Origin of the sequence: Streptomyces millisiae (genome assembly GCF_031845425.1) — a bacterium.
Classification (GTDB): Bacteria; Actinomycetota; Actinomycetes; order Streptomycetales; family Streptomycetaceae; genus Streptomyces; species Streptomyces millisiae.
In genome coordinates this window covers 40,951-62,169 of record NZ_JAVREM010000003.1, presented here as the reverse complement: position 1 = coordinate 62,169, position 21,219 = coordinate 40,951, and the positions used below count along the sequence as shown (strand labels likewise).

The following is a 21,219-nucleotide window of genomic DNA, read 5'->3' as shown; positions in this document are numbered from 1 at the left end:
TCAGGCGCCCGGCAGGGGCCAGGTGGTGCTGCCGAGGAGGACGGCGGCCAGCACGGCGGCCGGGTAGAGGCTGGCGCCGGTGAACAGGGCGAGCGCGGCCCGCTGGCTCGGCCGCCGCCGCAGCCGCCTGGCCGGCAGTTGGAGGCCGAGGACGCCGGCCAGCAGGGTGCCGGCGAGGCCGACGGGCCCCGCGGTGGGCCAGGCGGCCACCATCAGCGCGGCGCCGGTCAGCGTGGTGAGGGCGAGGCAGCCCTCGATCAGCGCCACACTGGCGCGCGTCCCGTGCACCACGGGGACGGTGCGCAGGCCGAGCCTGGTGTCCTCCGCCACATCGGCCAGGTCGTTGGGGAGGTTGCGACCGCCGATCTCCCAGGCGGCCAGCCAGCTGACGAGCAGCGCGAGCAGCGGCCAGTCGGGCCGCGTGGTGATCGCGAACCAGCCGGCGGGCGCGCTGACCCCGATCATGGCCCCGGACAGCAGGGCCTTCCACGGGGTGACGGCGGCCAGCGCGCAGTAGCCGGCCTGGAGCAGCGCGGCGAGCAACAGGAGCGCGGCGCAGACCGGGTTGAGGGCGGTGGCGATCGCCAGCGCGAGACCGCCGAGCCCCAGGGTGAGGGCGATGGCGGTGGGGACGCCGAGCCGGCCCTGGGCGACGGGGTGGCGGGCGCCGGCGGCGTCGAGGTCGCGGGTGCCGGGCGTCGCGACGAGGTCGTGGCGGCGCCGGTCGTGGCGCAGGTCGAGCAGGTCGTGGGCGGCGAACATGGCGAGCACGCCGGCGCCGCCGGCCACCAGGGCGAGGGCCAGCCGGCCCGGTGGCGGCCGGTCGTCGGCGAGCAGGGCGGCCAGCAGCAGGGGTGCGACGCTGAGCGCGGCCTGGGTGCCGCGGAAGAGGCCGTAGACGGCCCGCCCGGCGCCCGAGGCCCCGGGGAGGGTCGTGGTGCTCGGCTGAACGGACACGCCCGCCCCCTCACTCGCCGGTGGCGGCCGGCACCACGGCCGGGTTGAACGTCTCGGTGACGGCGGCCAGCGGCTCGTCGTCGTGCCACAGCACATAGGTCTTGAAGCAGCCCGGGCCGACCTCGGGGTCGTGCGGCCAGGCCCGGTGCCCGGCGGCGAGCACGGTGCGGCGGTGCCCGGTGCCCATCGCCCACAGCACCGCGCCGAGCGGCAGCGCCGAGACGCTGAGCCGCTCCGCGAGGCGCGGCAGCAGGTCGAGGCGGATCACCACGTGGTTCACGGACAGCGCCCGGTCCTGGTGCCCGAGGCTGAGCGAGTGCCGGGTCAGCACCTCGGTGCGGGCGCCGGCGCGCAGCAGCTCGGCGGCGCCGGGCGCGGCCTCGGCGGCCGGCAGCCGGCCCTGGTGCACGGGACGCAGCCGGGGGCGGACGGCGGTGAGCGCGGCCAGCAGGGTGGTGGTGAGTCCCTCGCTGCTGAGCAGTATCCGGGTCAGCGGGGAGGCGAAGCGGGCGATGGCCGGGGTCGGGTCGGCGTCGGGGGCGACGTCGAAGGCGCCGGGCGGCGGCCCGGTGCGGTGGTGGGCCCAGGCCCGCCCGCTCATCGCGCGCCGCCCTCGGGTTCCCCGGGCGCGTCGGCGGCGAGCGCGGCCCGGCCGATGACGGTGGTGGCCAGCTCGTCGAAGGCGTCCCGCGCCTCGGGTGGCGGGGCGAGGGAGGCGAAGGCGCGTCGGGCGAGGGTGAGGTGGTGCCGGGCCGCGCGTTCGGTGGCGGCCCTGGCGCCGGCCCGTTCGGCGAGCTCCGCGGCGTGCGCCATGGCGTCCGGGTCGGCCAGCCCGCGCTCCAGCATCGCGGCGAGGCGCGCCCCGTCGTCGGTGCCCGAGCCCACGGCGGTGAGCAGCGGAAGGGTCTTCTGTCCCCTGGCGAGGTCGGTCGAGGTCTGCTTGCCGGTGGCGCGCGGCGGGCCCCAGACGCCGAGCAGGTCGTCGACGAACTGGAAGGCGAGGCCGAGGTGTTCCCCGGCCTGGACGAGGGTGCGCAGGGTGGTCGGTGACGCGCCGCCGAGCTGGGCGCCGATGGCGGTGGCGCAGCCGAGGAGCGAGGCGGTCTTGTCGGCGGCCATCGCCCGGTACTCGGTGATGGCGACGGTCTCCGGTCCCTGCCAGGGGCGGCGGGCCAGCGCGAGGTCCCTGGCCTGGCCGCGGACCAGCCGCATCAGCATGCCGGAGAGCAGTCGGACGGCGTCGGGGCCGTGCCGGCCGCCGCGGCGCAGCAGGGTGGCGACGGCGCAGGCGTGCAGTCCGTCGCCGAGCAGGATGGCGGGCCCGGTGCCGAAGACCTGCCAGACCGCCGGCCGGTTACGGCGGACGGTGTCGCCGTCCATCATGTCGTCGTGGATCAGCGTCGAGTTGTGGATGAGCTCGACGGCGACGGCGCCCGGCTCGGCCGTGGCGGTCGGCACGTCGGCGGCGTCAGCGCCGAGGAAGGCCAGGGTGGGCCGCAGCGCCTTGCCCTCGGCGGCCTCGGGGCAGGGGTCGCCGCGCTCCCCCCACCAGCCCATGTGGTAGCCGAACATCCGCTCAAGGGAGGCGTCCAGGTGCCCCACCGCCTCGCGGAGCGCCGCCTGGGTCAGGCGTCTGGTCGGCGGGGGCACCGCATGGACCGGGTCGTGGGGCAGCGAACCGGAGGTAGTCACATGGTCATCCTGAATGACCGGCCCGGTGCCTGGGGGAAGCGACGCACCGGGCCGGCCGTTCTCCACGGGTGAATCTGAGCGGACCGGCGGACTAGAGACGCGCGGCGATGACGGGCGCCAGCCGGCTGGTGATGGTCCGGTGCCCCTGGTCGTTGGGGTGCACGGAGTCGGAGAGGTCGGCCGAGCCGAGCCAGCCGGCCGTGTCGACGAAGGACACCCGGGCGTCGCCGCCCGCAGTGACGGTCGACACCGCGGCCCTGGTCTCCGTCAGGTACCGCCCGCGGAAGGTGCCGAGCGCGAAGATCCAGGCGTTCGGGTACCTCTGCCGGACGGTGCGCAGCAGGTTGGTGTACGACGCCTGGAACTGGGCGCCGCTCACGCCGTGCCCCACGTCGTTGGTGCCGAGGTTGATCACCACGGCGTCGGCCCGGTAGCGGGAGAAGTCCCAGTCGGGCGTGGGCGCGTTGGGGTTGAGCTTGGTGAACTGCTGCTCGAGGCCCACGCAGTCGGCGGCCACCAGGCAGGCGCCGCCCTGCGCGATCGCGGTGTGGTCGGCGCCGAGCTGCTCGCCGATCAGCCACGGGTAGGCGGTGAGGTGGTTGCGGCTGGTGGTGGTGCCCACGGTGATCGAGTCGCCCACGAACTCGATCAGCCGCTCCCGGCGCGGCGTGGCGAACGTCCGGGCCCCGGCGTCGAGGGTGAGCCCGCGGAACACCGCGTCGCCCCGGTAGGAGCCGGCCACCACGCGGTAGCTGACCACCAGCGTGTGGTTGCCGGCCGCCAGCGGCTGGGGCGTCAGGTTGACCACTCCGCTGACGTTGGTGAACGCGACCGTCGGGCCGCCGTCGATGCTGGCGTACAGGTCGATGGTGTCGCGCTGCTGGAGCCGCACGGTGGTTCCGGTGAAGCCGACGGTGAGATAGGCGCCCGCCCAGTAGGGCGTGTAGGCCGTCGGGTCGCTGGTGTCCCAGCGACCCGTGAAACGGATGGTGGGGTCGGTCGGCGCCACCGTGGCTGCCGCCTCCGCTGGCCGGGCCACGGCGGCCGGCGCCAGGGCCCCGGTCGCCACCATCGCCATCAGCACGGCGGCGACCAACCATCTCGCGAATCGCATCACGCACACCCTTCCGGTGAACCGCCCCCGCGGCCAACGCGTGTGCCAGCAAAGCGGGTTGGCCCTGACGGGCCAATGCTTTCGGCACGTTTTCGAGACCTTTCCACCGGCGGCGCGGACGCCGCCGTGACAGTCGGTCGCCTGCGCCGCGAAGCGGCGCTTCGCGGCGCGGTCAGCGCGCCGCGCTGGCCGACGGTGCCTTCGGCGTCTCCGACGCCGTCCGCGCCACGCCGAGGGCGAGGACCGCACCCGTCGCCGCCGCGAGCAGCACCACCGTGGCGAAGGCCGTCGTCGCGGCCGTGAGGCCGACCGCGTCGGCCAGGTAGCCGGCGGCCACGGGAAGCAGCCCGGCCGGGACGTAACCGCCCGTGTTCAGCGCGGCGTTGGCCTCGGCGCGGCGCGCCGCCGGTACCGCCTCGCCGAGCAGCGTGAGGCCGCCGAGCTGGCCGAGCCCCTGCGCGGTGCCGGCCAGCGCCGCGGTGCCCAGGAGCAACGGGACCGACGCCTGGTGGACGGCGACGACAAGGCCGGTCATGGCGGCCACGCCGGCGACCGCCCCCGCCAGCAGGACGCTCCGCACCGCCACCCGCCGCACCGCGAACTGGACGCCCGTCGCGGCACCGAACATGACGAACGCCATCAGGCCGGCGACCATCCGGTTGTCGGTGCCGAGCAGGCGCGACAGGAGCGAAGGGCCGAGCGAGAGGACGTATGACGTCGCGGTGATGCCAGGCGCGAAGACGGCGATGCCGAGCAGCAGCGCACGCCGGTTGGCGCGGGGGACGGACGGGAGCCTGATCCACGGCCCGGTCGACGCCGGCTGCGCGGGCCCGCGCAGCGGCAGGCGGAGCACGACCAGCACGGCCAGCCCGAGCAGCGCGATCTCCAACAGGAAGACGGTCACCGTCGGCGCCGGCAGGGTCTGCGACAGCACGCCCGCCAGCATCGGTCCGAGCCCGGCGCCCAGCACCATGGCCGTGGAGGCGAGCAGCGCGCCGAGCCGCCGCCGTTCCGGGCCCGCGACGTCCGTCACCGCGGCCATTCCCGCCGAGACGACGACGCCGACGGCGACGCCCGTGAGCAGCCGGGCCACGGCCAGCGCGGCCACCGAGGTGGCGGTGGCGAAGACGACGCCGGCCACCACGCCGAGCGCCAGCGCCGGCAGCAGCACGGGCCGGCGGCCGATCCGGTCCGAGGTCACGCCCGCCACCGGCAGGGCACCGAGCAGACCCACGATGTAGCAGGCGAAGATCACCGTCAGCGTCCCGGACGAGAAGCCGATCCGCTCCTGCCAGAGCACATAGAGCGGGGTGGCGGTGTTGGACAGCGCGAAGACGGCCGTCACCGGCCAGGCGGCGAACCACACCGCACGGTGGGAATGGGCGGCTGCCATGGACTCTCCCTCGAAGAACACAGTACGACTGGAGTCGTACTATTGGTGCGAGGAAAGTCGAACATAACCCGTTGTACGATGCAACCCGTACAACGAGAGTCGTCGAGGAGGCCGCCATGCCGGAAGCAGCAGCCACCCGCCCGTTCCCCGCCCCCCGCCCCGTGCCGGCCGGCGCCCCGGAGCCGCTGCCCGAGCCAGCCCGCGCCGAACTGCGCCTGGAGGCCGTGCTCGGCGCCCTCAGCGATCCGCTGCGGCTGCGCGTCGTCCGCGCCCTGCTGATGGAGTCCGAGGCCTTCGACCACCCCTGCGGCTGGTTCGGCATCGACCGCCCCAAGTCCTCGCTCACCCACCACTTCCGCGCGCTGCGCGAGGCCGGGCTGATCCGGCAGCGGCAGTACGGGCTGGAGCGGCGCAGTCACGTCCGGGTGGACGACCTGGAGGCGCGTTTCCCCGGCCTGCTGGCGCTCGTCGCCGCCTGGCGACCGCCGGCGCCCTGATCCGCCGTTGACTTGGCGTGCGCTCCAACTCGTAGCGTCGGCGCGTTGTCACACACGTGGAGCCGTGGGGAGCGAACCCGTATGAAGACCGTGCAACTTGGCCGCACCGGCGAGCAGGTCAGTCAGCTCGCGCTCGGCTGCATGAACATGGGCACGCTGACGGACGAGGCCACCTCGTTCGCGATGCTCGACGACTACGTCGAGGCCGGTGGCACCTTCCTGGACACCGCCAACTGCTACGCCTGGTGGAACGACCGGGGCAGCCACGGCGGGCACAGCGAGGAACTGCTGGGCCGCTGGTTCGCGCGCGGCGGCGGGCGGCGCGAGAAGGTGTTCCTGGCCACCAAGGGCGCCGCGCGGGTGCCCGACCTGTCACGGGTCTGGGGCGAGGGGGACGAGCCGATCTGGGAGGCCGCGCACGACGGCGGCTTCGAGGGCGCCGGGGCCGACACGCTGCGCCGGGCCGTGGACGACAGTCTGCGCCGCCTCGGCACCGACCACATCGACCTGTACTACGTGCACGTCGACGACCTGTCGACGCCGCTGGAGGAGACGCTGGAGGCGCTGGCCGGCATCGTGCGGGCCGGCAAGGTCCGGTACCTCGGCTGGTCCAACGTGCGGACCTGGCGCCTGGAGCGGATCAGGCAGCTGTGCGAGCGCCACGGCTGGCCGGCGCCGGTCGCCCTCCAGCAGCAGCACTCGTACCTGCGCCCCAAGGCCGGCCTGGACGCCGTCTCGATCACCGGCGGGGAGCAGCTGGACTACCTGCGCGCCCACCCCGACCTGGGGCTCGTCGCCTACTCCCCCATCCTCAAGGGGATCTACGGCGACCCGGCCAGGCGCCGCGACCACTGGCTGATGGCGTCCTACGCGGGTCCCGACGCGGACGCCAGGCTGGCGGTGCTGGACGAGGTGGCGGCGGAGGCCGGGGTGACGGGCAACCAGCTGGCGCTCGCCTGGCTGCTACACCAGACCGACCCGACGGTGATCCCGCTCGTCGGGCCCCGCACCACCGAGCACTACCGGGCCGCGCTGCCCGCCCTGGAGGTGAAGCTGAGCCAGGAGCAGCTGGCCAGGCTGGACGCGGCCGGAGCCTGAGCGCTCCGCCGGGCGGGCGGCACCCGGAACCACGTCCGGCGGGGGCGTCACCCCCGCCGGACGGCGGACGTCACGGCCGCTGAGCCGGCACGTTCTGGTAGGCCTTGATCCGGTCGGTCTCGGCGACCGGCAGGATCACCTCGTCGATCCGCTTCAGCAGGTCCGCGTCCAGCTTCACGCCGGCCGCCTTGGCGTTCTCGCCGACCTGCTCGGGACGCGAGGCGCCCACGATCGCCGCCGAGACGTTCGGGTTCTGCAGCACCCAGGCCACCGCGAGCTGCGCCAGCGAGAGGCCGGCCTCGTCCGCCAGCGGACGCAGCCGCTGCACGGCCTCCAGCACCTCGTCCCGCATGAAGCGGCTGATCATGTTGGCGCCGCCCTTGGTGTCGGTGGCGCGCGAGCCCTCCGGCGGCTGCTGGCCCGGCAGGTACTTGCCGGTCAGCACGCCCTGGGCGATCGGCGACCAGACGATCTGCCCGAGGCCCAGCTCCTCCGAGGTGGGGATGACGTCGCCCTCGATGACCCGCCACAGCATCGAGTACTGGGGCTGGCTGGACACCAGGGGGATGCGCAGCTCGGTGGCCAGCGCGTGGGCCCGACGGATCTGCTCGGCCGGCCACTCCGAGACGCCGATGTAGTGCGCCTTGCCGGAGTGGACGACGTCGGCGAACGCCGACATGGTCTCCTCCAGCGGGGTGAACCGGTCGTAGCGGTGCGCCTGGTACAGGTCGACGTAGTCCGTCTGCAGGCGGCGCAGCGAGTTGTCGATGGACTCCATGATGTGCTTGCGCGACAGGCCCCGGTCGTTCCGGCCGGGCCCGGTCGGCCAGTAGACCTTGGTGAAGATCTCCAGGCCCTCACGGCGCTCGCCCTTCAGCGCCCGGCCGAGCACCGACTCGGCACGGGTCTCGGCGTAGACGTCGGCGGTGTCGAAAGTGGTGATCCCGGCGTCGAGGGCCGCGCGGACACAGGCGGTGGCCGCCTCCTCCTCGACCTGGGAACCGTGGGTGAGCCAGTTGCCGTAGGCGATCTCGCTGATCAGCAGACCGCTGCGGCCAAGGTGTCGGTATTCCATGATTCCCAGACCCTATCTGCCCCGTCGGTTAATAGCTCGAATGGCTGGTCATCGTGGACGTGAACTGTGTGGTGCGGTGATGTCGCGGCGCCCTTCCCTTAGCCTCCACGACGATGCGCGCGCTGACGATGTACGAGATCCCCGGCGACCCGGTGGTGGCCGAACTGCCCGACCCGTCCCCGGCCGCCGGCGAACTGCTGGTACGGGTGGCCTCCTCCTCGGTCAACGGCTACGACGCCGCGGTGGCCGGCGGCCTGATCCCCCACCCGGACCCGGAGCTCCCCTTCGTGCTCGGCAAGGACTTCGCCGGCACGGTGGACGCCGTCGGCGAGCGGGTGGGCCGCTTCTCGGTGGGCGAGGCCGTCTTCGGGGTGGTGACCGGGGCGTTTCCCGGCACCGGCGCGCTGGCCGAGTACGTCACGGTCGCCGAGGAGTTCGGGGTGAGCCGGATCCCGGCCGGGGTCACCCCCACCGACGCCGGCGCGCTCGGCCTCGCCGGCACGGCCGCGCTCGACGCGATCTCCGCCATCGCCCCGGCACCAGGGGACGTCGTCCTGATCTCCGGCGCCACCGGCGGCGTGGGCGCGTTCGCGCTCCAGTACGCGCTGGCGGCCGGGGCCGACGTGATCGCCACGGCCCGCCCAGGACCACCGACCGAGTTCGTCCAGGGCCTCTCGGGCGACCGGGCCCGCATCGTCGACCACGCCGGCGACCTGCTGGCGCAGGTGCGCGCCATCGCCCCCGAGGGCGTCTCGGCGGCGCTGCACTTCGCCGGCAACGGCATGGAGCTGGCGGAGCTGGTCACGGCCGGCGGCCGGATGGCCTCCACGCTCGGCTTCGGACCGGAACAGGCCGCCGGCCGCGGCTTCGGCGTCACGGCGGTGACGGCCTCGCCCGACATCGCCACCCTCAACCGCCTCGCCGCCGACGTCGCCTCCGGCGCGATCCGCGTCCCCATCACCCGCACCTACTCGCTGGCCGACGCCACCGAGGCCCTGGCCGACTTCAACCGCGGCGCGGTGGGCAAACTGGCCGTGGCGCTCCCCTGACGGGCCGGCCTCGGCCAACTAGCATGAAGGGCAGGCGAGTTCGGCAGACGGTCAGGTTGCCGAACCAGCGTCTTCCGGGGGAGGCCGATGCTCGACGGCGACAGCACGGAGCCGCCGGCCCCCCTGCCCGGCCCGGGTGAGAGCGCGCAGCTCCGGCACCTGCGCTCGGAGGTCGAGAAGCTCATCGAGGAGGCCAGGATCGGCGCCCGCCGCGCCCAGCGCCGCGCCAAGCTGTGGAACGCCACCTACCTCGTCCTGGGCTTTCCCGCCGCCGTCCTGGCCGGCGTCTCCGGCGCGGCCGGGCTCGCCTCCCCCGACGCCCGCGTGCCCGCCGCGATCCTGGCCCTGCTCGCCGCCGGCTTCAGCGCCGGCTCCCAGTTCCTGCGCAGCTTCGAGCGGCAACGGGTGAACCTGATGCGCCGGTACGCCTGGCAGAACCTGGAGACCGACGCCCGGCTGGTGCTCGCCCGTGAGGCCTACCAGGGCGAGGAGCAGCTGTACCGGGCACTGGCCGCGCTCACCCGCCAGCGCAGGGCCGTGCCGTCCAGCGCCCTGGTCCTCGCCGACATGCAACCACCCCCGGTCGTCCCCGAGCCGCGCCTGCCCGCGGATCCGCTCCCCTCCCGGGAGCCACTGCCCCCCGCGCAACCACCGCTGGTCTAGCCGGGCGACGGGTTCTGCGGGAGCGGCCAGGTACGCAGGGCGGCGTCGACCATCCCCTGGAGTTCGTCGCGGCCGACACCGCTCGCGGCCTGCACAGCGATACCGAAGGCCAGGGTGGTGACGTAGCGGGCCAACAGCCCGGGATCGGTCTCCGGGGGCAGGTCGCCGTCGTCGACGGCGCGCTGGAACCGCTCTCGGACGCGGGAGTGGCTGTCGTTGCGCCAGGCGACGAGATGGTCGCGGACCTCCCGCCCCGAATCACTGGTGGTCAGGGCGCTCTGGACGCCCATGCACCCGTGCGGACGGGTCGGCCGGGTGGTGCTTCGGACGGCGCCGGCCAGGATCGCGGTGGCGACGTCGAGGGCGGTCGGCTCCTCAAGGGCCCGGGCCAGGTATCCGCCGGGGCCTTCGGTGTACCGCTCCAGGGCCTTGCGGAACAGCTCCTCCTTGTTGCCGAAGGCGGCGTACATGCTGGTGGTGGAGATGCCCATCGCCTTCGTCAGGCAGGCCAGGCTGGCCCCCTCGTAGCCGTGCTCCCAGAAGACCAGCACGGCGCGCTCGAGAGCCTCGTCGGCGTCGAATCCCCGTGGTCGCCCGATCGGGCCGCTCTGTTTCGTCTCCACTCCCGCAGCCTACCTCTTCCGCATCGATCGCTACAGAACTGCTATCGTTCGAGTTCTGCAGCGATCGATGCGGAAGTCGAAGCGGGCCGAGCCGGGCCCGCCCCACGGAAGGGCCATCAGATGTCCGACGGTGATCTGCGCGCGTTCTACCTGCGCTACATCGACCAGCTCAACGCCCACGAGTTCGACGCCATGGACGAGTTCATCGCCGACCGGCCCACGTTGAACGGCGAGCCGGCCACCCGGGACGACGTCATCGCGGTCCAGAAGGCCGACGTGGACGCGGTTCCCGACCTCCACTGGGAGCTCGAGGAACTGCTCTTCGACGGCGACCGGCTGGCCGCGCGACTGGTCAACACGGGCACTCCGGCGAAGGAGTGGCTCGGCGTAGCTCCCACCGGAGCGTCGTTCGAGATCGTCGAGTACGCCATCTACCAGGTGCGCGACGGGCGGTTCGTGCACATGACGGCCCTGCACGACGCCGGCGAACTGCTCCGGCAGTTGACCCGGTGACCGGAACACACACCTCGAAGGGGAACCGCATGACCATCACCCTGATCACCGGGGCCAACAAGGGCATCGGCTTCGAGACGGCGAGACAGCTCCTGGAGTTGGGCCACGTCGTCTACCTCGGCGCGCGGGACGTCGAGCGGGGCGAGAAGGCCGCGGCCGCACTCGGCGCGCGCTTCGTACAACTCGACGTCACCGACGACGCGTCGGTGAACAGCGCGCTGGCGAGGATCGACTCGGCCGAGGGCCGGCTCGACGTGCTGGTACACAACGCGGGCATCCTGACGACCGGCGCCGTCGACGGTCCCACGGCGCTCCGGGTCTTCGACACCAACGCGGTGGGCATCGTGCGCGTCACCGAGGCGGCACTCCCCCTGCTGCGCAGATCATCGAACCCCAACGTGGTCACCGTCTCGAGCAGCGCCGGCTCGTTCTGGGCCGTGAACAACCCCGACCGACCGGAGTTCCACCTGACGGCCACGCTCTACTCCGCGTCCAAGTCGGCGGCCACCATGCTCACCGTCCAGTACGCCAAGGCCCACCCGGGCATCAGGTTCAACGCACTCGAACCCGGCTTCACGGCCACCGACATGACCGCGGCCATGGAGGGCGGAAGGTCACCGGAGGAGAGCGCCAGGACCGTCGTGCGTCTGGCGACCCTCGACGCGGACGGCCCGACGGGCACGTTCCAGGACGAGACCGGGGAGTTGCCCTGGTAGGCGCGTAGCAGGAGGCTCCGCGAACGATGACGACACAGGGCGCCTGGCAGCCGCCGGTCCCCGCGTGTAGCGTCGCGCCATGACCGACGAGATCACGGCCAGGGCAGGCAGGGAGGCGGACCGTCGAGCTCGTCGCCGGTCCGCCCCAAGCCCCGGCGGCGCGACACACATGGCGCCACTCGGCCGGGGAATGGCAGCGGGCGCAGGGCCTGGAAGCCCTGCCGGAAGCGGTACGGGCGGGCATCGCGTCGGCCCGGGAGCACGGAGCCTGAGGGCCACGTGTTCCCCTGACAGCCTGGAAACCGCCGCCGACGGAACTTCCAACACATCGGGATGGTTTCCCCGATCATGAGCGCTCGCCAGAATCCGACCGACGCCCTCGCGTCCTCCGTCGTGCTTGTCACCGGCGTCATGGCGGCCGGGAAGTCGACCGTCGCGCAGGCGCTCGCCGAGCGGTTGCCGAGGGCGGCGCATGTGCGGGGGGACGTGTTCCGGCGGTGGATGGTGTCGGGGCGGGAGGAGCTGACGCCCGACGCCTCGCCCGAGGCGGAGGCCCAACTGCGCTTGCGCTACCGGCTGGCGGCGGCCGCCGCCGACGGGTACGCGGCGGCGGGCTGGACGGCGGTCGTGCAGGACGTGGTGCTGGGCGAGGACCTGGTCCACTACGTGGGGCTCGTCAGGACCCGGCCGCTGTACGTCGTGGTGCTGGCGCCGGGTCAGGAGGCCGTGGCACGGCGCGAGGCGGGGCGGGGGAAGAAGGGGTACGGCGCCTGGTCCGTGGCCGAGTTGGACCGGTCGCTGCGTGAGGAGACGCCGCGGCTCGGGCTGTGGCTCGACACCTCGGCGCAGACGCCGGAGGAGACCGTCGACGCGGTCCTCCGTCGGCTGGCCGAGGCGCGCGTCACCACACCAGGACCGGTTTGACCGTGCGGCCTGAACGCTGGTCGTCGACCGCCCGGTTGATCTCCGCGAAGGAGTAGGTGGTGATCAGCTCGTCGACCGGGAAGCGGCCCGCGGCGTGCAGGTCGAGCAGTTCGGGGATGAAGCGCTGCGGCACCGCGTCGCCCTCTATGCAGCCGCGCACCGTCTTGCCGTTGAGCATCAGGTCCTGGAGGTCCAGGGTGAGTTGGGCGTCGCCGAGGCCGACGACCACCAGGGTGCCGGTGGGGGCCAGGGCGCGGGCCGCGTCGGCGACGACGGACGGGATGCCGGTGGTGTCGAGCGCGTGGGTGGGGCCGCCGTCGGTGGCCTCGCGGACGGCGGCGACCACGTCGCCGGCCGCCGGGTCGACCACGGCCGTGGCGCCCAGGCGCGTGGCCAACGCCCGCCGCTCGGCGACGGGTTCGACCACCACCAGGCTCGCGGCGCCGGCGACCTTCGCGGCGAGCAGCGCGGAGAGGCCGACGCCGCCCGCGCCGTAGACCGCGAAGCCGGCGTCGGGGCCGGGGCGCAGCACGTTGAGGACCGCGCCGGCGCCGGTCTGGAAGCCGCAGCCGAGCGGCGCCACGGTGGTCAGGTCGGCGTCCGGGGCGACGACCACCACGTTGTCGGTCGACGCCAGGGCGTGCGTGGCGAAGCTCGACTGGCCGAAGAAGGAGCCGGCCACCGGCGCGCCGCCCTGCCGCATGGTGGCCGAACCGTCCACGCGGCGGCCCGAGTTGTTCAGCCGCATGCTGTCCTCGCAGTAGGCCGGGCGGCCGGCCAGGCACCGGCCGCACCGGCGGCAGCTGCGGTAGCTGAGGATGACCCGGTCCCCCGGGCTGACGCCGGCGACCGCGTCGCCGACCTCCTCGACCACGCCGGCGCCCTCGTGGCCGAGCACCACCGGGCCGTGTTCCGCGGTGATGGCCGATCTGATGGCGAGGTCGGTGTGGCAGAGTCCGCCGGCCGCGATCCGCACCAGGATCTCGTCCTCGCGCGGCGGATCGAGCTCCACCGTCTCGAGGGTGAAACCGGATTCCGTGGCCCTCGACACCGCGGCCGTTATCCGCATCGCGGACTCTCCTCAGGCAGCCTCAGACTCGTTCGAGCAGGAAGTAGAAGTGCTGGCCATTGTGCAGGACCAGCTCCGATTTGCCGTTCATGATGCCCATCAGGGTCGTGTCGTCGACCCGCTTGAAGTGGTCGAGATCGGGCCGGCCGTCGTACACCATGGTGGCCGTCACCTCGCCGCGGAACTCGATGTTCCACAGGCTGGCCTCGCCCCCGCCGAGCGCGACGTTGGAGAACAGCTCGCCGTTCTCGCCGTAGCAGATGAGGGGCTTCGCGTCGGTGACCGAGTTGAACGTCTTGCCGAACCAGCGGATGGCCGACAGCCGCTGGTAGAGGCCGTGTCCGGTGGCGAAGCCCTGCCCCTTCCAACGGCCCAGGATGTCCTTGGCCGGCACCGTGTCGAGACAGGACCAGATCCGGTCGAGCTCCACGCTCGACACCCCGTCGTTCCGCTTCCTCAAGTGGTGGAATCTCAGCCGGGCTTCCTCGATGTTCATCAGCGTCCCTTCCCCATGGGGGCCGGTAGCGGCGCCTTACGAACTCAACTGTTCTCGATCGCGACCGACCGTACGCCGGAGCCCGGGACCGAACAAGGTCGCCCGGGGAAGGGGCGGCGCGCTTCAGCCATCGGTGAAGACCGCGCCGCGTCCCGCCTTCGCCGCCAACAGCGGCGGCGGGGCGAACCGTTCGCCGTGGGCGGCGCTGAGCGCCGCGGCGCGGGCGGCGACGGCGGGCGGTCCGCCGGGGTGGCCGGTCGCGAACTGGAGGGCGCCGCCGGTCCAGCCGGGGAAGCCGACGCCGAGCAGTGAGGCGACGTTGGCCTCGGCCACCGAGGCGACCACCCCCTCCTCCAGGCAGCGCAACGCTTCGATCGCGGCGGCGAACAGCAACCGCTCGCCGAGCTCGGCCGGGTCGGCGGGGGCGGCCCCCGCGCTGGCGAAGTGTTCGCGCAGGCCCGGCCACAGGCGGGTGCGGCGGCCCTCCGCGTCGTAGTCGTGGAAGCCGGCGCCGGCGGCGCGGCCCGGGCGGTCGAAGGTGTCGAGCATCCGGTCGACCACGGCGTCCCCCGGGTGCGGGGCCGCGCCGCCGCGGGTGCGGCGGAACAGCGGCAGCGACACCTCGTCGAGCAGCGCCAGCGGCCCTGTCCCGAAGCCGGCCTGGGCGGCGGCCTGTTCGACGCTGGCGGGCGCGATCCCCTCGCCGACCATGGCGGCGCCCTCGGCGAGGTAGCGGCCGAGGACCCGGGAGACGAACGAGCCACCTGGTCCTTCGTGGACGACGATCGGGGTCCTGCCGAGCACCCTGGCCAGGTCGAGGGCGCGGGCGAGCGCGGCGTCGCCGGTGGCCGGTCCCCGCACGATCTCCACCAGCCGCGCCCGGTCGGCGGGGCCCGCGAAGCGCAGTCCGACGAGCTCGGCGCGCCCCGTCTGCTCGGCGAGCCGGGCGACGGGCACGGCCGGGCTCGTCGCGCACAGCAGGGTGTCGGGATCGAGCGCCGCCGCGACGTGCTCGAACGCCTTGTGGTCCGGGTCGGCCTCGTCGGGGGCGGCGACGACGACCACGTCGCGGCCGGCCAGCTCCTCGGTGGCCTCCGTGACCGCCGTGTCGAGGCCGGCGGCCGCGCAGGCGCGGGCGATCGCGCCGGCCTGCTCGCCGGCGCCCAGCACGGCGACGCGGCGGGTGGGCCGGGCGGGCCGGGCGGCGGCGTCGCGGCGGGCGGTGACCGCGCGCAGGTCGAAGAAGAGGCCCTGGATCATGTTCTTGGCGGTCTGGCCGGTGACCAGCTCGGTGAGGTAGCGGCCCTCGACGAGCAGCGCGGTCTCCAGGTCGACCTGGGCGCCCTCGACCGCGGTGGCCAGCAGCAGGCGCGGCGCCGGGAACGGGGCGCCGCGCAGCCGCTTCTCCAACTGGGCGGGGAGGGCGATGAGTCGGGGGGCGAGGGCGCGGTCGCCCGGGGTGCCGCCGGGGATCCGGTATCCCTCGGTGTCCCAGGGCTGCCCGGCATCCGGGTTCGCGCGGACGAAGGCGCGCGCCTTGGTCAGCAACTCCTCCGGGTCGGCGGCCAGTTCGTCGACGAGGCCGGCGGCCAGCGCCTCGCGCGGGGTGTGTCGGCGGCCTTCGAGCAGCACCGTGGGCAGCGCGCCGAGCAGGCCGAGCAGCCGGACGGTGCGGGTGACCCCGCCGCCGCCCGGGAGGAGGCCGAGGGTGACCTCGGGCAGCCCGATCTCCGATCCGGGCGCGTCCAGGGCGATCCGGTGGTGGCAGGCCAGGGCCAGCTCGTATCCGCCGCCGAGCGCGCTGCCGCCCAGGGCGGCGACCACCGGCCGGCCCAGGGTCTCCAGGCGGCGCAGGGTGCGCTTGACCGCCAGGTTGGCGGCGAGGAAGTCAGCGGCGCGCTCGCGGGGGACGGCGATCAGCTCGCGCAGGTCGGCGCCGGCGAGGAAGGACTTCTTGGCGGAGGTGACGACGACGCCGGTGAGGTCGTCGCGCTCCCGCTCCAGGCGGTCGACGGCCCGGTCGAGGGCGGCGGTGAAGGCGGCGTCGACGGTGTTGGCCGAGCGTCCCGGGGCGTCGAGGACGAGGGTGACGATCCCGTCGGCGTCCCGCTCCCAGCGGATGACGTCGTGGGCGGTGCTGCTGGTCATGGCGACGGCTCCTGCTCTCTCCCGGCGGGTGGTCAGACGCGTTCGACGACGGTGGCGATGCCCATGCCGCCGCCGACGCACAGGGTGACCAGGCCGCGCCGCAGGTCCCGCCGCTCCAGCTCGTCGAGGAGGGTGCCGAGGATCATGGCGCCGGTGGCGCCCAGCGGGTGGCCCAGGGCGATGGCGCCGCCGTTGACGTTGACCCGGTCGGGGGCGAGGCCGAACTCGCGCATGAAGCGGAGCACCACGGCGGCGAACGCCTCGTTGATCTCGACCAGGTCGATGTCGTCGATGGTGAGCCCGGCCCGCGCCAGCGCCTTGCGGGTGGCGGGGGCGGGGCCGGTGAGCATGATGGTGGGCTCGGAGCCGGAGACGGCGGCCGAGAGGACGCGGGCGCGGGGCGTGAGGCCGAAGCGCTCGCCGGCCGCCCGGCTGCCGATCAGGGTGAGGGCGGCGCCGTCCACGATGCCCGAGGAGTTGCCCGCGTGGTGGACGTGATCGATCCGCTCCAGCCAGTGGTACCTGCGCAGCGCCACGGCGTCGAAGCCGCCGGCCTCGCCGAGGGCGGCGAACGACGGCCTGAGGCCGGCCAGGCTGTCGGCCGTGGTGCCGGGGCGCAGGTGTTCGTCGCGCTCCAGGACGGGGACGCCGGCCCGGTCGAGTACGGGCACCACGGAGCGGTCGAAGCGGCCGTCCTTCCAGGCCGCGGCGGCCCTGGCCTGGGACTCGGCGGCGTACTCGTCGACGTCCCGGCGGGTGAAGCCCTCGACGGTGGCGATCAGGTCGGCGCCGACGCCCTGTGGGACGTAGCCGATGGTCATGCTGGTCATCGGGTCCTCGAACCAGGCGCCGCCGTCCGAGCCGATCGGCACCCGGGACATCGACTCGACGCCGCCGGCGATCACCAGCTCCTCCCAGCCGGCGCGGACCTTGGCGGCCGCCAGGTTGACCGCTTCGAGGCCCGAGGCGCAGAAGCGGTTCTCCTGGACGCCGGCCACGCTGTGCGGCAGCCCGGCGGCCAACGCGGCGACCCTGGCGATGTCCGAGCCCTGGTCGCCGACGGGGCTGACCACGCCGAGCACGATGTCGTCGACGGCCGCCGGGTCGAGCCCGGGGAGGCGGCGCAGCAGCTCGCCGATCAGCCCGGTGACCAGGTCGACCGGCTTGGTGCCGTGCAGCGCGCCGGTGGCCTTGCCGCGGCCACGCGGCGTGCGGATGGCCTCGTAGACATAGGCTTCGGTGGTCACGCTCCGGCCCTTCCCTCCACCCAAGTGACTGAACGGTAGTTAACTACCGACGGGAGGAACGCTAGAAGCCCCTCCCGGGGTGGTCAAGACGCGGACCGGCCCTCGTAGGCCGCCTCCAGGGCCGCGATGTCCAGCTTCTTCATGCCCATCATGGCCCGCATAGCGGCGGCGGCCCCGGCCCCGTCGGGCGAGGAGAACAGCTCCGTCGCCCGCCGGGGCACGATCTGCCAGGACAGCCCGTACTTGTCCTTGAGCCAGCCGCAGGGCCCCTCCTCCCCGCCGTCGGCCGTGAGCGTGGCCCACAGCTCGTCCACCTCGGCCTGGTCGGCGCAGTCGACCTGGAGCGAGATCGCCTCGTTGAAGGTGAACTGCGGGCCGCCGTTGAGGCCGACGAAGCTCCGGCCGGCGAGTTCGAAGGCCACGGTCAGCACCGAGCCGGGCTCGCCGGGGCCGGCGTCGGTGTAGCGGGTGATGTCCACCACCCGCGAGTCGGGGAAGACGGACGTGTAGAACGTGGCGGCCTCCTCGGCCTGGCCGTCGAACCACAGGCAGGTGGTGATCTTGTCCATCGTGAGCTCCTTCGCCGGTAGCTGTCCTGTCGTCGGGTAGACCGGCGGGCACGGCGGGACTCATCGGTGCCGGCGAGGGAGGTCTCTCACCGGCTCGCTATGGGCGGCGGCTGGTGGGCCCGCACCGGCGGTGGCGGCGCGGTCAGCCGCTCGACGGCCACCCGGGTGTGCTGTCCCGTGCAGCCCTGGGCCAGCCGTGAGGTGCCCACGTCGGCGGTGAGCGCGTTGGGGTTGCCGTGCACGCAGGTGGCCACCTCGGGGGCGGAGGGGTCGAACCAGGCGCCGGTGGCCAGTTGCAGCACGCCGGGCCGCAGCGCGTCGCTGAGCACCACGGCCGCCAGGCAGGAGCCGACGGCGCTGCGCAGCCTGACGACCTCGCCCTCGGTCAGGCCGAGGGCGGCGGCGTCCTCGGGGTGGACGCGCACCGGTTCGCGGCCGGCGACCTTGGCGGCGGCGCTGTGCGGGCCGTGGTCGAGCTGGCTGTGCAGCCGGGTGGCCGGGTTGTTGGCGACGAGCCACAGGGGGAACTCGGGGTCCGGCGCGGGCGGCGGCAGCCAGGCGGGGTGTCCCGGGCAGTCGTCGTAGCCGAAGGAGGCGACGGTCGCCGAGTACAGCTCGATCCGGCCCGAGGGGGTGGCCAGCGGGTGCCGCTTCGGGTCGGCGCGGAAGCGTTCGTAGAGGGTGTGCCGGGTGCGCCGGCCGGTCAGCGTGACGCGACCGGCGCGCCAGAACGCGTCGAAGTCCTCGGTGGGCCTGTGCTCGGGTGGCAGGTCGGCGCGCCAGCCCTCGTAGAGGTGGGCCAGCCACTGCCGGGCGGTCCTGCCCTCGGTGAACGCCTCGCCGACGCCGAGCTCGTGGGCCAGGTCGGCGAAGATGGCGTAGTCGTCGCGGGCCTGGCCGCGCGGTTCGGCGACGCGGTGCATGGCGATCAGCACCGGGTCCTGCCGGGCGGCGCCGAGGTCCTCGCGCTCCAGGGTGGTGGTGGCGGGCAGCACGAGGTCGGCGTGCCGGGCGGTCGCGGTCCAGAACGGCTCGTGGACGACCACGGTGTCGGGGCGGGTGAAGGCGCGGCGCAGCCGGGCGAGGTCCTGGTGGTGGTGGAACGGGTTGCCGCCGGTCCAGTAGACGAGCCGGGTGTCCGGGTAGGTGAGCCGCTGCCCGTCGTACTCGTAGCTCTCGCCGGGGCGCAGCAGCAGGTCGGCGATGCGGGCGACCGGGATGAAGTCGGGGACGGGGTTGGTGCCCTGCGGGAGGGTGGGCAGGCCGTACGGCAGCAGCCCGGCGCCGGTGCCGGCGGTGGCGCCGTAGCCGTGGCCGAAGCCACCGCCCGGCAGGCCGATCTGGCCGAGCAGGGCGGCCAGCGCGATGCCGGCCCAGATCGGCTGCTCGCCGCGGTGGGCGCGCTGCAGGGACCAGCTGAGCGAGACCAGGGTGCGGTGGGCGGCCATCTCGCGGGCCAGCGGGGCGATGCGGTCGGCGGGGACGCCGCAGACGGCGGCGGCCCAGGCGGGGGTCTTGGGCACGCCGTCCGCGCCGCCGAGGACGTAGTCGCGGAACACGTCGAAGCCTGTGACGTGCGTCGCGCAGAACGCGGCGTCATAGCGGCGCTCGACCAGCAGGACGTACGCGAGGGCCAGCAGCAGCGCGGTGTCGGTGCCGGGCAGCGGGGCGATCCACTCGGCGTCGAGATCGTCGGCCAAGTCGTCGCGCAACGGGCTGACCAGTACGAAGCGGGCGCCGCGGGCGCGGGCGGCGCGCAACTGGCCCGCGGCGGTGTGGCGGCTGACGCCGCCGGCGTTGACCTGGGAGTTCTTGGCGGGCATGCCGCCGAAGCAGACGAAGAGCTCGGTGTGCTCGGCCAGCACCAGGTAGGAGGTGGGCTCGACGATCGACCGGTCGTCGCCGACGACGTGGCTCAGCAGGTTCCGGGAGGCGCCCAGGCTGTAGGTGTTGACCGAGCGGGTGTAGCCGCCCAGGTGGTTGAGGAAGCGGTGCACCTGGCTCTGGGCGTGGTGGAAGCGGCCGGCGCTGCCCCAGCCGTAGGAGCCGCCGAAGATGGCGGAGTTGCCGTGGGTGGTGCGGACCCGGTCGAGTTCGCGGGCGAGCAGCGGGACGACCTCGTCCCACTCGACCGGCACGAACGCGTCCCGGCCGCGCTCGGGGTCGGGCCCGGGGCCCCGGGTCAGCCAGCCGCGCCTGACGTACGGCCGGTCGACCCTGGCCCTGCTGAACGCCGGCAGGTTGCGCAGCAGCGGCGAGGGTTCGGGGTCGCCGGGGTCGGGGCGGAGGCTGAGGCGGTCCTCGCCCGGGTGGTGGGCGGCGTGGAAGGCGCCGTAGTGCGAGCTGTGCGGGCGGTGCTCGGTCATGGCGTGGCCGGCTCGTGGTGGGTGCCGAGGCTGAGCATGAGCCGGTTGGCCCAGGCGAAGAAGGCGGCGCAGTGCACCAGGTCGACCAGTTCGAGGTCGGTCAGGCCGGCGTCCCTGAGGTCGGCCACGTCGGCGCCGGTGGCGGTGGTCGGCACCGGGGCGAGGCCGGCGGCCAGCCGCACCACCAGGCTGGCGCGGCGGCCGATGACGGCGTCCGAGCCGTGGGCGAGGAGCCGGGCCACGGCGGCCCGGTCGAGACCGTGGCGGGCGGCGAGCCTGGCGTGCACGGAGACACAGTAGACGCAGCCGTTGTGCAACGAGACGGCGGTCGCGGCGAGTTCGCGCTCGGCGCGGGGCAGACCGCCCTCGGAGGCGAAGGCCGCCAGGTCGATGGCGGTGCGTTCGGTGAGGATCGCGAGATCGTGGCCGAGGGTGCGGAAGTAGGGGGTGTCGGGCCGCTTTCCGGCCAGCGCCCGGTGGTGCTCCGCGCTCAGCTCCGCGACCGGGATGGGCCGCACGGTGGGGTGCCAGGTGAGCACCTCGGTGGTGAAGCGCGGGCCGCCGGCCACGGTGGGTGTCGGTCCTTCGGCGGGGCGCCCGGTGGCCAGCAGCCGCAGCCCGGCGGCGAGTTGCAGCTGCTGGTTGACGAAGGCGATCGCCTGGGAGAGCGTGACGATCTCCGCGTCGGCGAAGCCGGCCGCGTACAGGGCCTCGATGTCGGCGGCCGACGCGGTGCCCGGGGCGTGGGTCAGCAGCCTGGCGTGGGCGGCGGCCGCGGCCGCGCGCGGTCCCTCCTCCGGGCCGGCGGCGTAGTGCGCGAGCGCGGCGGGGTGCCGGTGGGCGGCGGCCACCGCCCGGGCGGCGACCCGCAGTTCGGGCAGCACCGCGGGACCGCCGCCGAACAGGACGTCATGCGCGCGCTGTTGGAGCCCCACCAGGCGCGGGCGCAGGGCCCGCAGCCGGGTGACCTCCGGCAGGTCCCCGGCGAGCCGGTCGATGACGTCGTACAC

General features: G+C 74.2%; 21 protein-coding genes. 7 read left to right on the top strand and 14 right to left on the bottom strand.

Annotation, left to right across the window (positions count from 1 at the left end; all coding sequences use genetic code 11):
• The 5 genes from RNC47_RS04455 to RNC47_RS04435 all read right to left on the bottom strand — a co-directional run bounded on the left by RNC47_RS04455 (position 1) and on the right by RNC47_RS04435 (position 5,156).
• Entirely contained in the window at positions 1-957 is a 957-nt protein-coding gene (locus tag RNC47_RS04455; protein WP_311595694.1) for a UbiA family prenyltransferase, read from the bottom strand.
• 10 nt (positions 958-967) lie between these two features.
• Positions 968-1,558 carry a hypothetical protein gene (locus RNC47_RS04450; protein WP_311595693.1) on the bottom strand — a complete coding sequence of 197 codons (591 nt, stop codon included), beginning with the start codon at positions 1,556-1,558 and terminating at the stop codon, positions 968-970.
• Positions 1,555-2,649 carry a polyprenyl synthetase family protein gene (locus RNC47_RS04445; RefSeq protein ID WP_311595692.1) on the bottom strand — a complete coding sequence of 365 codons (1,095 nt, stop codon included), beginning with the start codon at positions 2,647-2,649 and terminating at the stop codon, positions 1,555-1,557. The genes RNC47_RS04450 and RNC47_RS04445 overlap by 4 nt, the downstream gene beginning before the upstream one ends.
• 91 nt (positions 2,650-2,740) lie before the next feature.
• A complete protein-coding gene (locus RNC47_RS04440; protein ID WP_311595691.1) occupies positions 2,741-3,763 on the bottom strand; it encodes an SGNH/GDSL hydrolase family protein in 1,023 nt (340 codons plus the stop codon).
• Between the two features lie 172 nt (positions 3,764-3,935).
• Positions 3,936-5,156, bottom strand: a complete 1,221-nt coding sequence (locus RNC47_RS04435; RefSeq protein ID WP_311595690.1) for an MFS transporter — start codon at positions 5,154-5,156, stop codon at positions 3,936-3,938.
• A gap of 116 nt (positions 5,157-5,272) precedes the next feature.
• Here RNC47_RS04435 and RNC47_RS04430 point away from each other — a divergent pair, with 116 nt between their 5' ends.
• Positions 5,273-5,653: an ArsR/SmtB family transcription factor gene (locus RNC47_RS04430; RefSeq protein WP_311595689.1), complete on the top strand. Its 381-nt coding sequence runs from the start codon at positions 5,273-5,275 to the stop codon at positions 5,651-5,653.
• A gap of 81 nt (positions 5,654-5,734) precedes the next feature.
• Positions 5,735-6,751, top strand: coding sequence for an aldo/keto reductase (locus RNC47_RS04425; protein WP_311595688.1), 1,017 nt, complete (start codon positions 5,735-5,737; stop codon positions 6,749-6,751).
• A 70-nt stretch (positions 6,752-6,821) separates the two neighbouring features.
• Here the strand turns inward: RNC47_RS04425 and RNC47_RS04420 are convergent, their stop codons facing one another.
• On the bottom strand, positions 6,822-7,826 hold the full coding sequence (locus tag RNC47_RS04420; RefSeq protein WP_311595687.1) for an aldo/keto reductase family protein: 1,005 nt from the start codon (positions 7,824-7,826) through the stop codon (positions 6,822-6,824).
• A 113-nt stretch (positions 7,827-7,939) separates the two neighbouring features.
• Here RNC47_RS04420 and RNC47_RS04415 point away from each other — a divergent pair, with 113 nt between their 5' ends.
• Both RNC47_RS04415 and RNC47_RS04410 read left to right on the top strand, forming a co-directional pair.
• Positions 7,940-8,875 (top strand): NADP-dependent oxidoreductase, encoded by a 936-nt coding sequence (locus tag RNC47_RS04415; RefSeq protein WP_311595686.1) that lies wholly within the window; start codon positions 7,940-7,942, stop codon positions 8,873-8,875.
• A gap of 87 nt (positions 8,876-8,962) precedes the next feature.
• Entirely contained in the window at positions 8,963-9,538 is a 576-nt protein-coding gene (locus tag RNC47_RS04410; RefSeq protein ID WP_311595685.1) for a hypothetical protein, read from the top strand.
• Here the strand turns inward: RNC47_RS04410 and RNC47_RS04405 are convergent.
• The gene (locus RNC47_RS04405; RefSeq protein ID WP_311595684.1) at positions 9,535-10,161 is read right to left on the bottom strand and encodes a TetR/AcrR family transcriptional regulator; all 627 of its coding nucleotides are present in this window, start codon (positions 10,159-10,161) and stop codon (positions 9,535-9,537) included. The two genes, RNC47_RS04410 and RNC47_RS04405, sit on opposite strands and share 4 nt — an antisense overlap.
• 120 nt (positions 10,162-10,281) lie before the next feature.
• Here RNC47_RS04405 and RNC47_RS04400 point away from each other — a divergent pair, with 120 nt between their 5' ends.
• From RNC47_RS04400 to RNC47_RS04390, 3 genes are all read left to right on the top strand, one after another.
• The gene (locus RNC47_RS04400) at positions 10,282-10,674 is read left to right on the top strand and encodes an ester cyclase (RefSeq protein ID WP_311595683.1); all 393 of its coding nucleotides are present in this window, start codon (positions 10,282-10,284) and stop codon (positions 10,672-10,674) included.
• A 29-nt stretch (positions 10,675-10,703) separates the two neighbouring features.
• On the top strand, positions 10,704-11,390 hold the full coding sequence (locus tag RNC47_RS04395) for an SDR family NAD(P)-dependent oxidoreductase (RefSeq protein ID WP_311595681.1): 687 nt from the start codon (positions 10,704-10,706) through the stop codon (positions 11,388-11,390).
• 348 nt (positions 11,391-11,738) lie between these two features.
• On the top strand, positions 11,739-12,314 hold the full coding sequence (locus tag RNC47_RS04390; protein ID WP_311595679.1) for a phosphotransferase-like protein: 576 nt from the start codon (positions 11,739-11,741) through the stop codon (positions 12,312-12,314).
• Here RNC47_RS04390 and RNC47_RS04385 read toward each other — a convergent pair.
• The 7 genes from RNC47_RS04385 to RNC47_RS04355 all read right to left on the bottom strand — a co-directional run bounded on the left by RNC47_RS04385 (position 12,292) and on the right by RNC47_RS04355 (position 21,219).
• On the bottom strand, positions 12,292-13,383 hold the full coding sequence (locus RNC47_RS04385) for an NAD(P)-dependent alcohol dehydrogenase (protein ID WP_311595677.1): 1,092 nt from the start codon (positions 13,381-13,383) through the stop codon (positions 12,292-12,294). The genes RNC47_RS04390 and RNC47_RS04385 overlap by 23 nt on opposite strands.
• Before the next feature lie 22 nt (positions 13,384-13,405).
• Positions 13,406-13,843, bottom strand: a complete 438-nt coding sequence (locus RNC47_RS04380; protein ID WP_387095021.1) for a DUF4334 domain-containing protein — start codon at positions 13,841-13,843, stop codon at positions 13,406-13,408.
• Between the two features lie 159 nt (positions 13,844-14,002).
• A complete protein-coding gene (locus RNC47_RS04375; RefSeq protein WP_311595675.1) occupies positions 14,003-16,027 on the bottom strand; it encodes an enoyl-CoA hydratase-related protein in 2,025 nt (674 codons plus the stop codon).
• A 32-nt stretch (positions 16,028-16,059) separates the two neighbouring features.
• Positions 16,060-17,274, bottom strand: coding sequence for an acetyl-CoA C-acetyltransferase (locus RNC47_RS04370; RefSeq protein WP_311595674.1), 1,215 nt, complete (start codon positions 17,272-17,274; stop codon positions 16,060-16,062).
• 83 nt (positions 17,275-17,357) lie between these two features.
• Positions 17,358-17,843: a VOC family protein gene (locus RNC47_RS04365; RefSeq protein WP_311595673.1), complete on the bottom strand. Its 486-nt coding sequence runs from the start codon at positions 17,841-17,843 to the stop codon at positions 17,358-17,360.
• A gap of 86 nt (positions 17,844-17,929) precedes the next feature.
• Positions 17,930-20,209, bottom strand: coding sequence for a molybdopterin-dependent oxidoreductase (locus RNC47_RS04360; RefSeq protein WP_311595672.1), 2,280 nt, complete (start codon positions 20,207-20,209; stop codon positions 17,930-17,932).
• Positions 20,206-21,219, bottom strand: coding sequence for a peroxidase-related enzyme (locus tag RNC47_RS04355; RefSeq protein ID WP_311595670.1), 1,014 nt, complete (start codon positions 21,217-21,219; stop codon positions 20,206-20,208). The genes RNC47_RS04360 and RNC47_RS04355 overlap by 4 nt, the downstream gene beginning before the upstream one ends.

Excerpts from the sequence above, each read along its gene's own strand:
- RNC47_RS04400 (WP_311595683.1), top strand. The coding sequence starts at position 10,282 with ATGTCCGACGGTGATCTGCGCGCGTTCTACCTGCGCTACATCGACCAG.
- RNC47_RS04375 (WP_311595675.1), bottom strand. The coding sequence starts at position 16,027 with ATGACCAGCAGCACCGCCCACGACGTCATCCGCTGGGAGCGGGACGCC.
- RNC47_RS04390 (WP_311595679.1), top strand. The coding sequence starts at position 11,739 with ATGAGCGCTCGCCAGAATCCGACCGACGCCCTCGCGTCCTCCGTCGTG.
- RNC47_RS04420 (WP_311595687.1), bottom strand. The coding sequence starts at position 7,826 with ATGGAATACCGACACCTTGGCCGCAGCGGTCTGCTGATCAGCGAGATC.
- RNC47_RS04360 (WP_311595672.1), bottom strand. The coding sequence starts at position 20,209 with ATGACCGAGCACCGCCCGCACAGCTCGCACTACGGCGCCTTCCACGCC.
- RNC47_RS04425 (WP_311595688.1), top strand. The coding sequence starts at position 5,735 with ATGAAGACCGTGCAACTTGGCCGCACCGGCGAGCAGGTCAGTCAGCTC.
- RNC47_RS04435 (WP_311595690.1), bottom strand. The coding sequence starts at position 5,156 with ATGGCAGCCGCCCATTCCCACCGTGCGGTGTGGTTCGCCGCCTGGCCG.
- RNC47_RS04395 (WP_311595681.1), top strand. The coding sequence starts at position 10,704 with ATGACCATCACCCTGATCACCGGGGCCAACAAGGGCATCGGCTTCGAG.
- RNC47_RS04365 (WP_311595673.1), bottom strand. The coding sequence starts at position 17,843 with ATGGACAAGATCACCACCTGCCTGTGGTTCGACGGCCAGGCCGAGGAG.
- RNC47_RS04385 (WP_311595677.1), bottom strand. The coding sequence starts at position 13,383 with ATGCGGATAACGGCCGCGGTGTCGAGGGCCACGGAATCCGGTTTCACC.
- RNC47_RS04430 (WP_311595689.1), top strand. The coding sequence starts at position 5,273 with ATGCCGGAAGCAGCAGCCACCCGCCCGTTCCCCGCCCCCCGCCCCGTG.
- RNC47_RS04440 (WP_311595691.1), bottom strand. The coding sequence starts at position 3,763 with ATGCGATTCGCGAGATGGTTGGTCGCCGCCGTGCTGATGGCGATGGTG.
- RNC47_RS04450 (WP_311595693.1), bottom strand. The coding sequence starts at position 1,558 with ATGAGCGGGCGGGCCTGGGCCCACCACCGCACCGGGCCGCCGCCCGGC.
- RNC47_RS04410 (WP_311595685.1), top strand. The coding sequence starts at position 8,963 with ATGCTCGACGGCGACAGCACGGAGCCGCCGGCCCCCCTGCCCGGCCCG.
- RNC47_RS04415 (WP_311595686.1), top strand. The coding sequence starts at position 7,940 with ATGCGCGCGCTGACGATGTACGAGATCCCCGGCGACCCGGTGGTGGCC.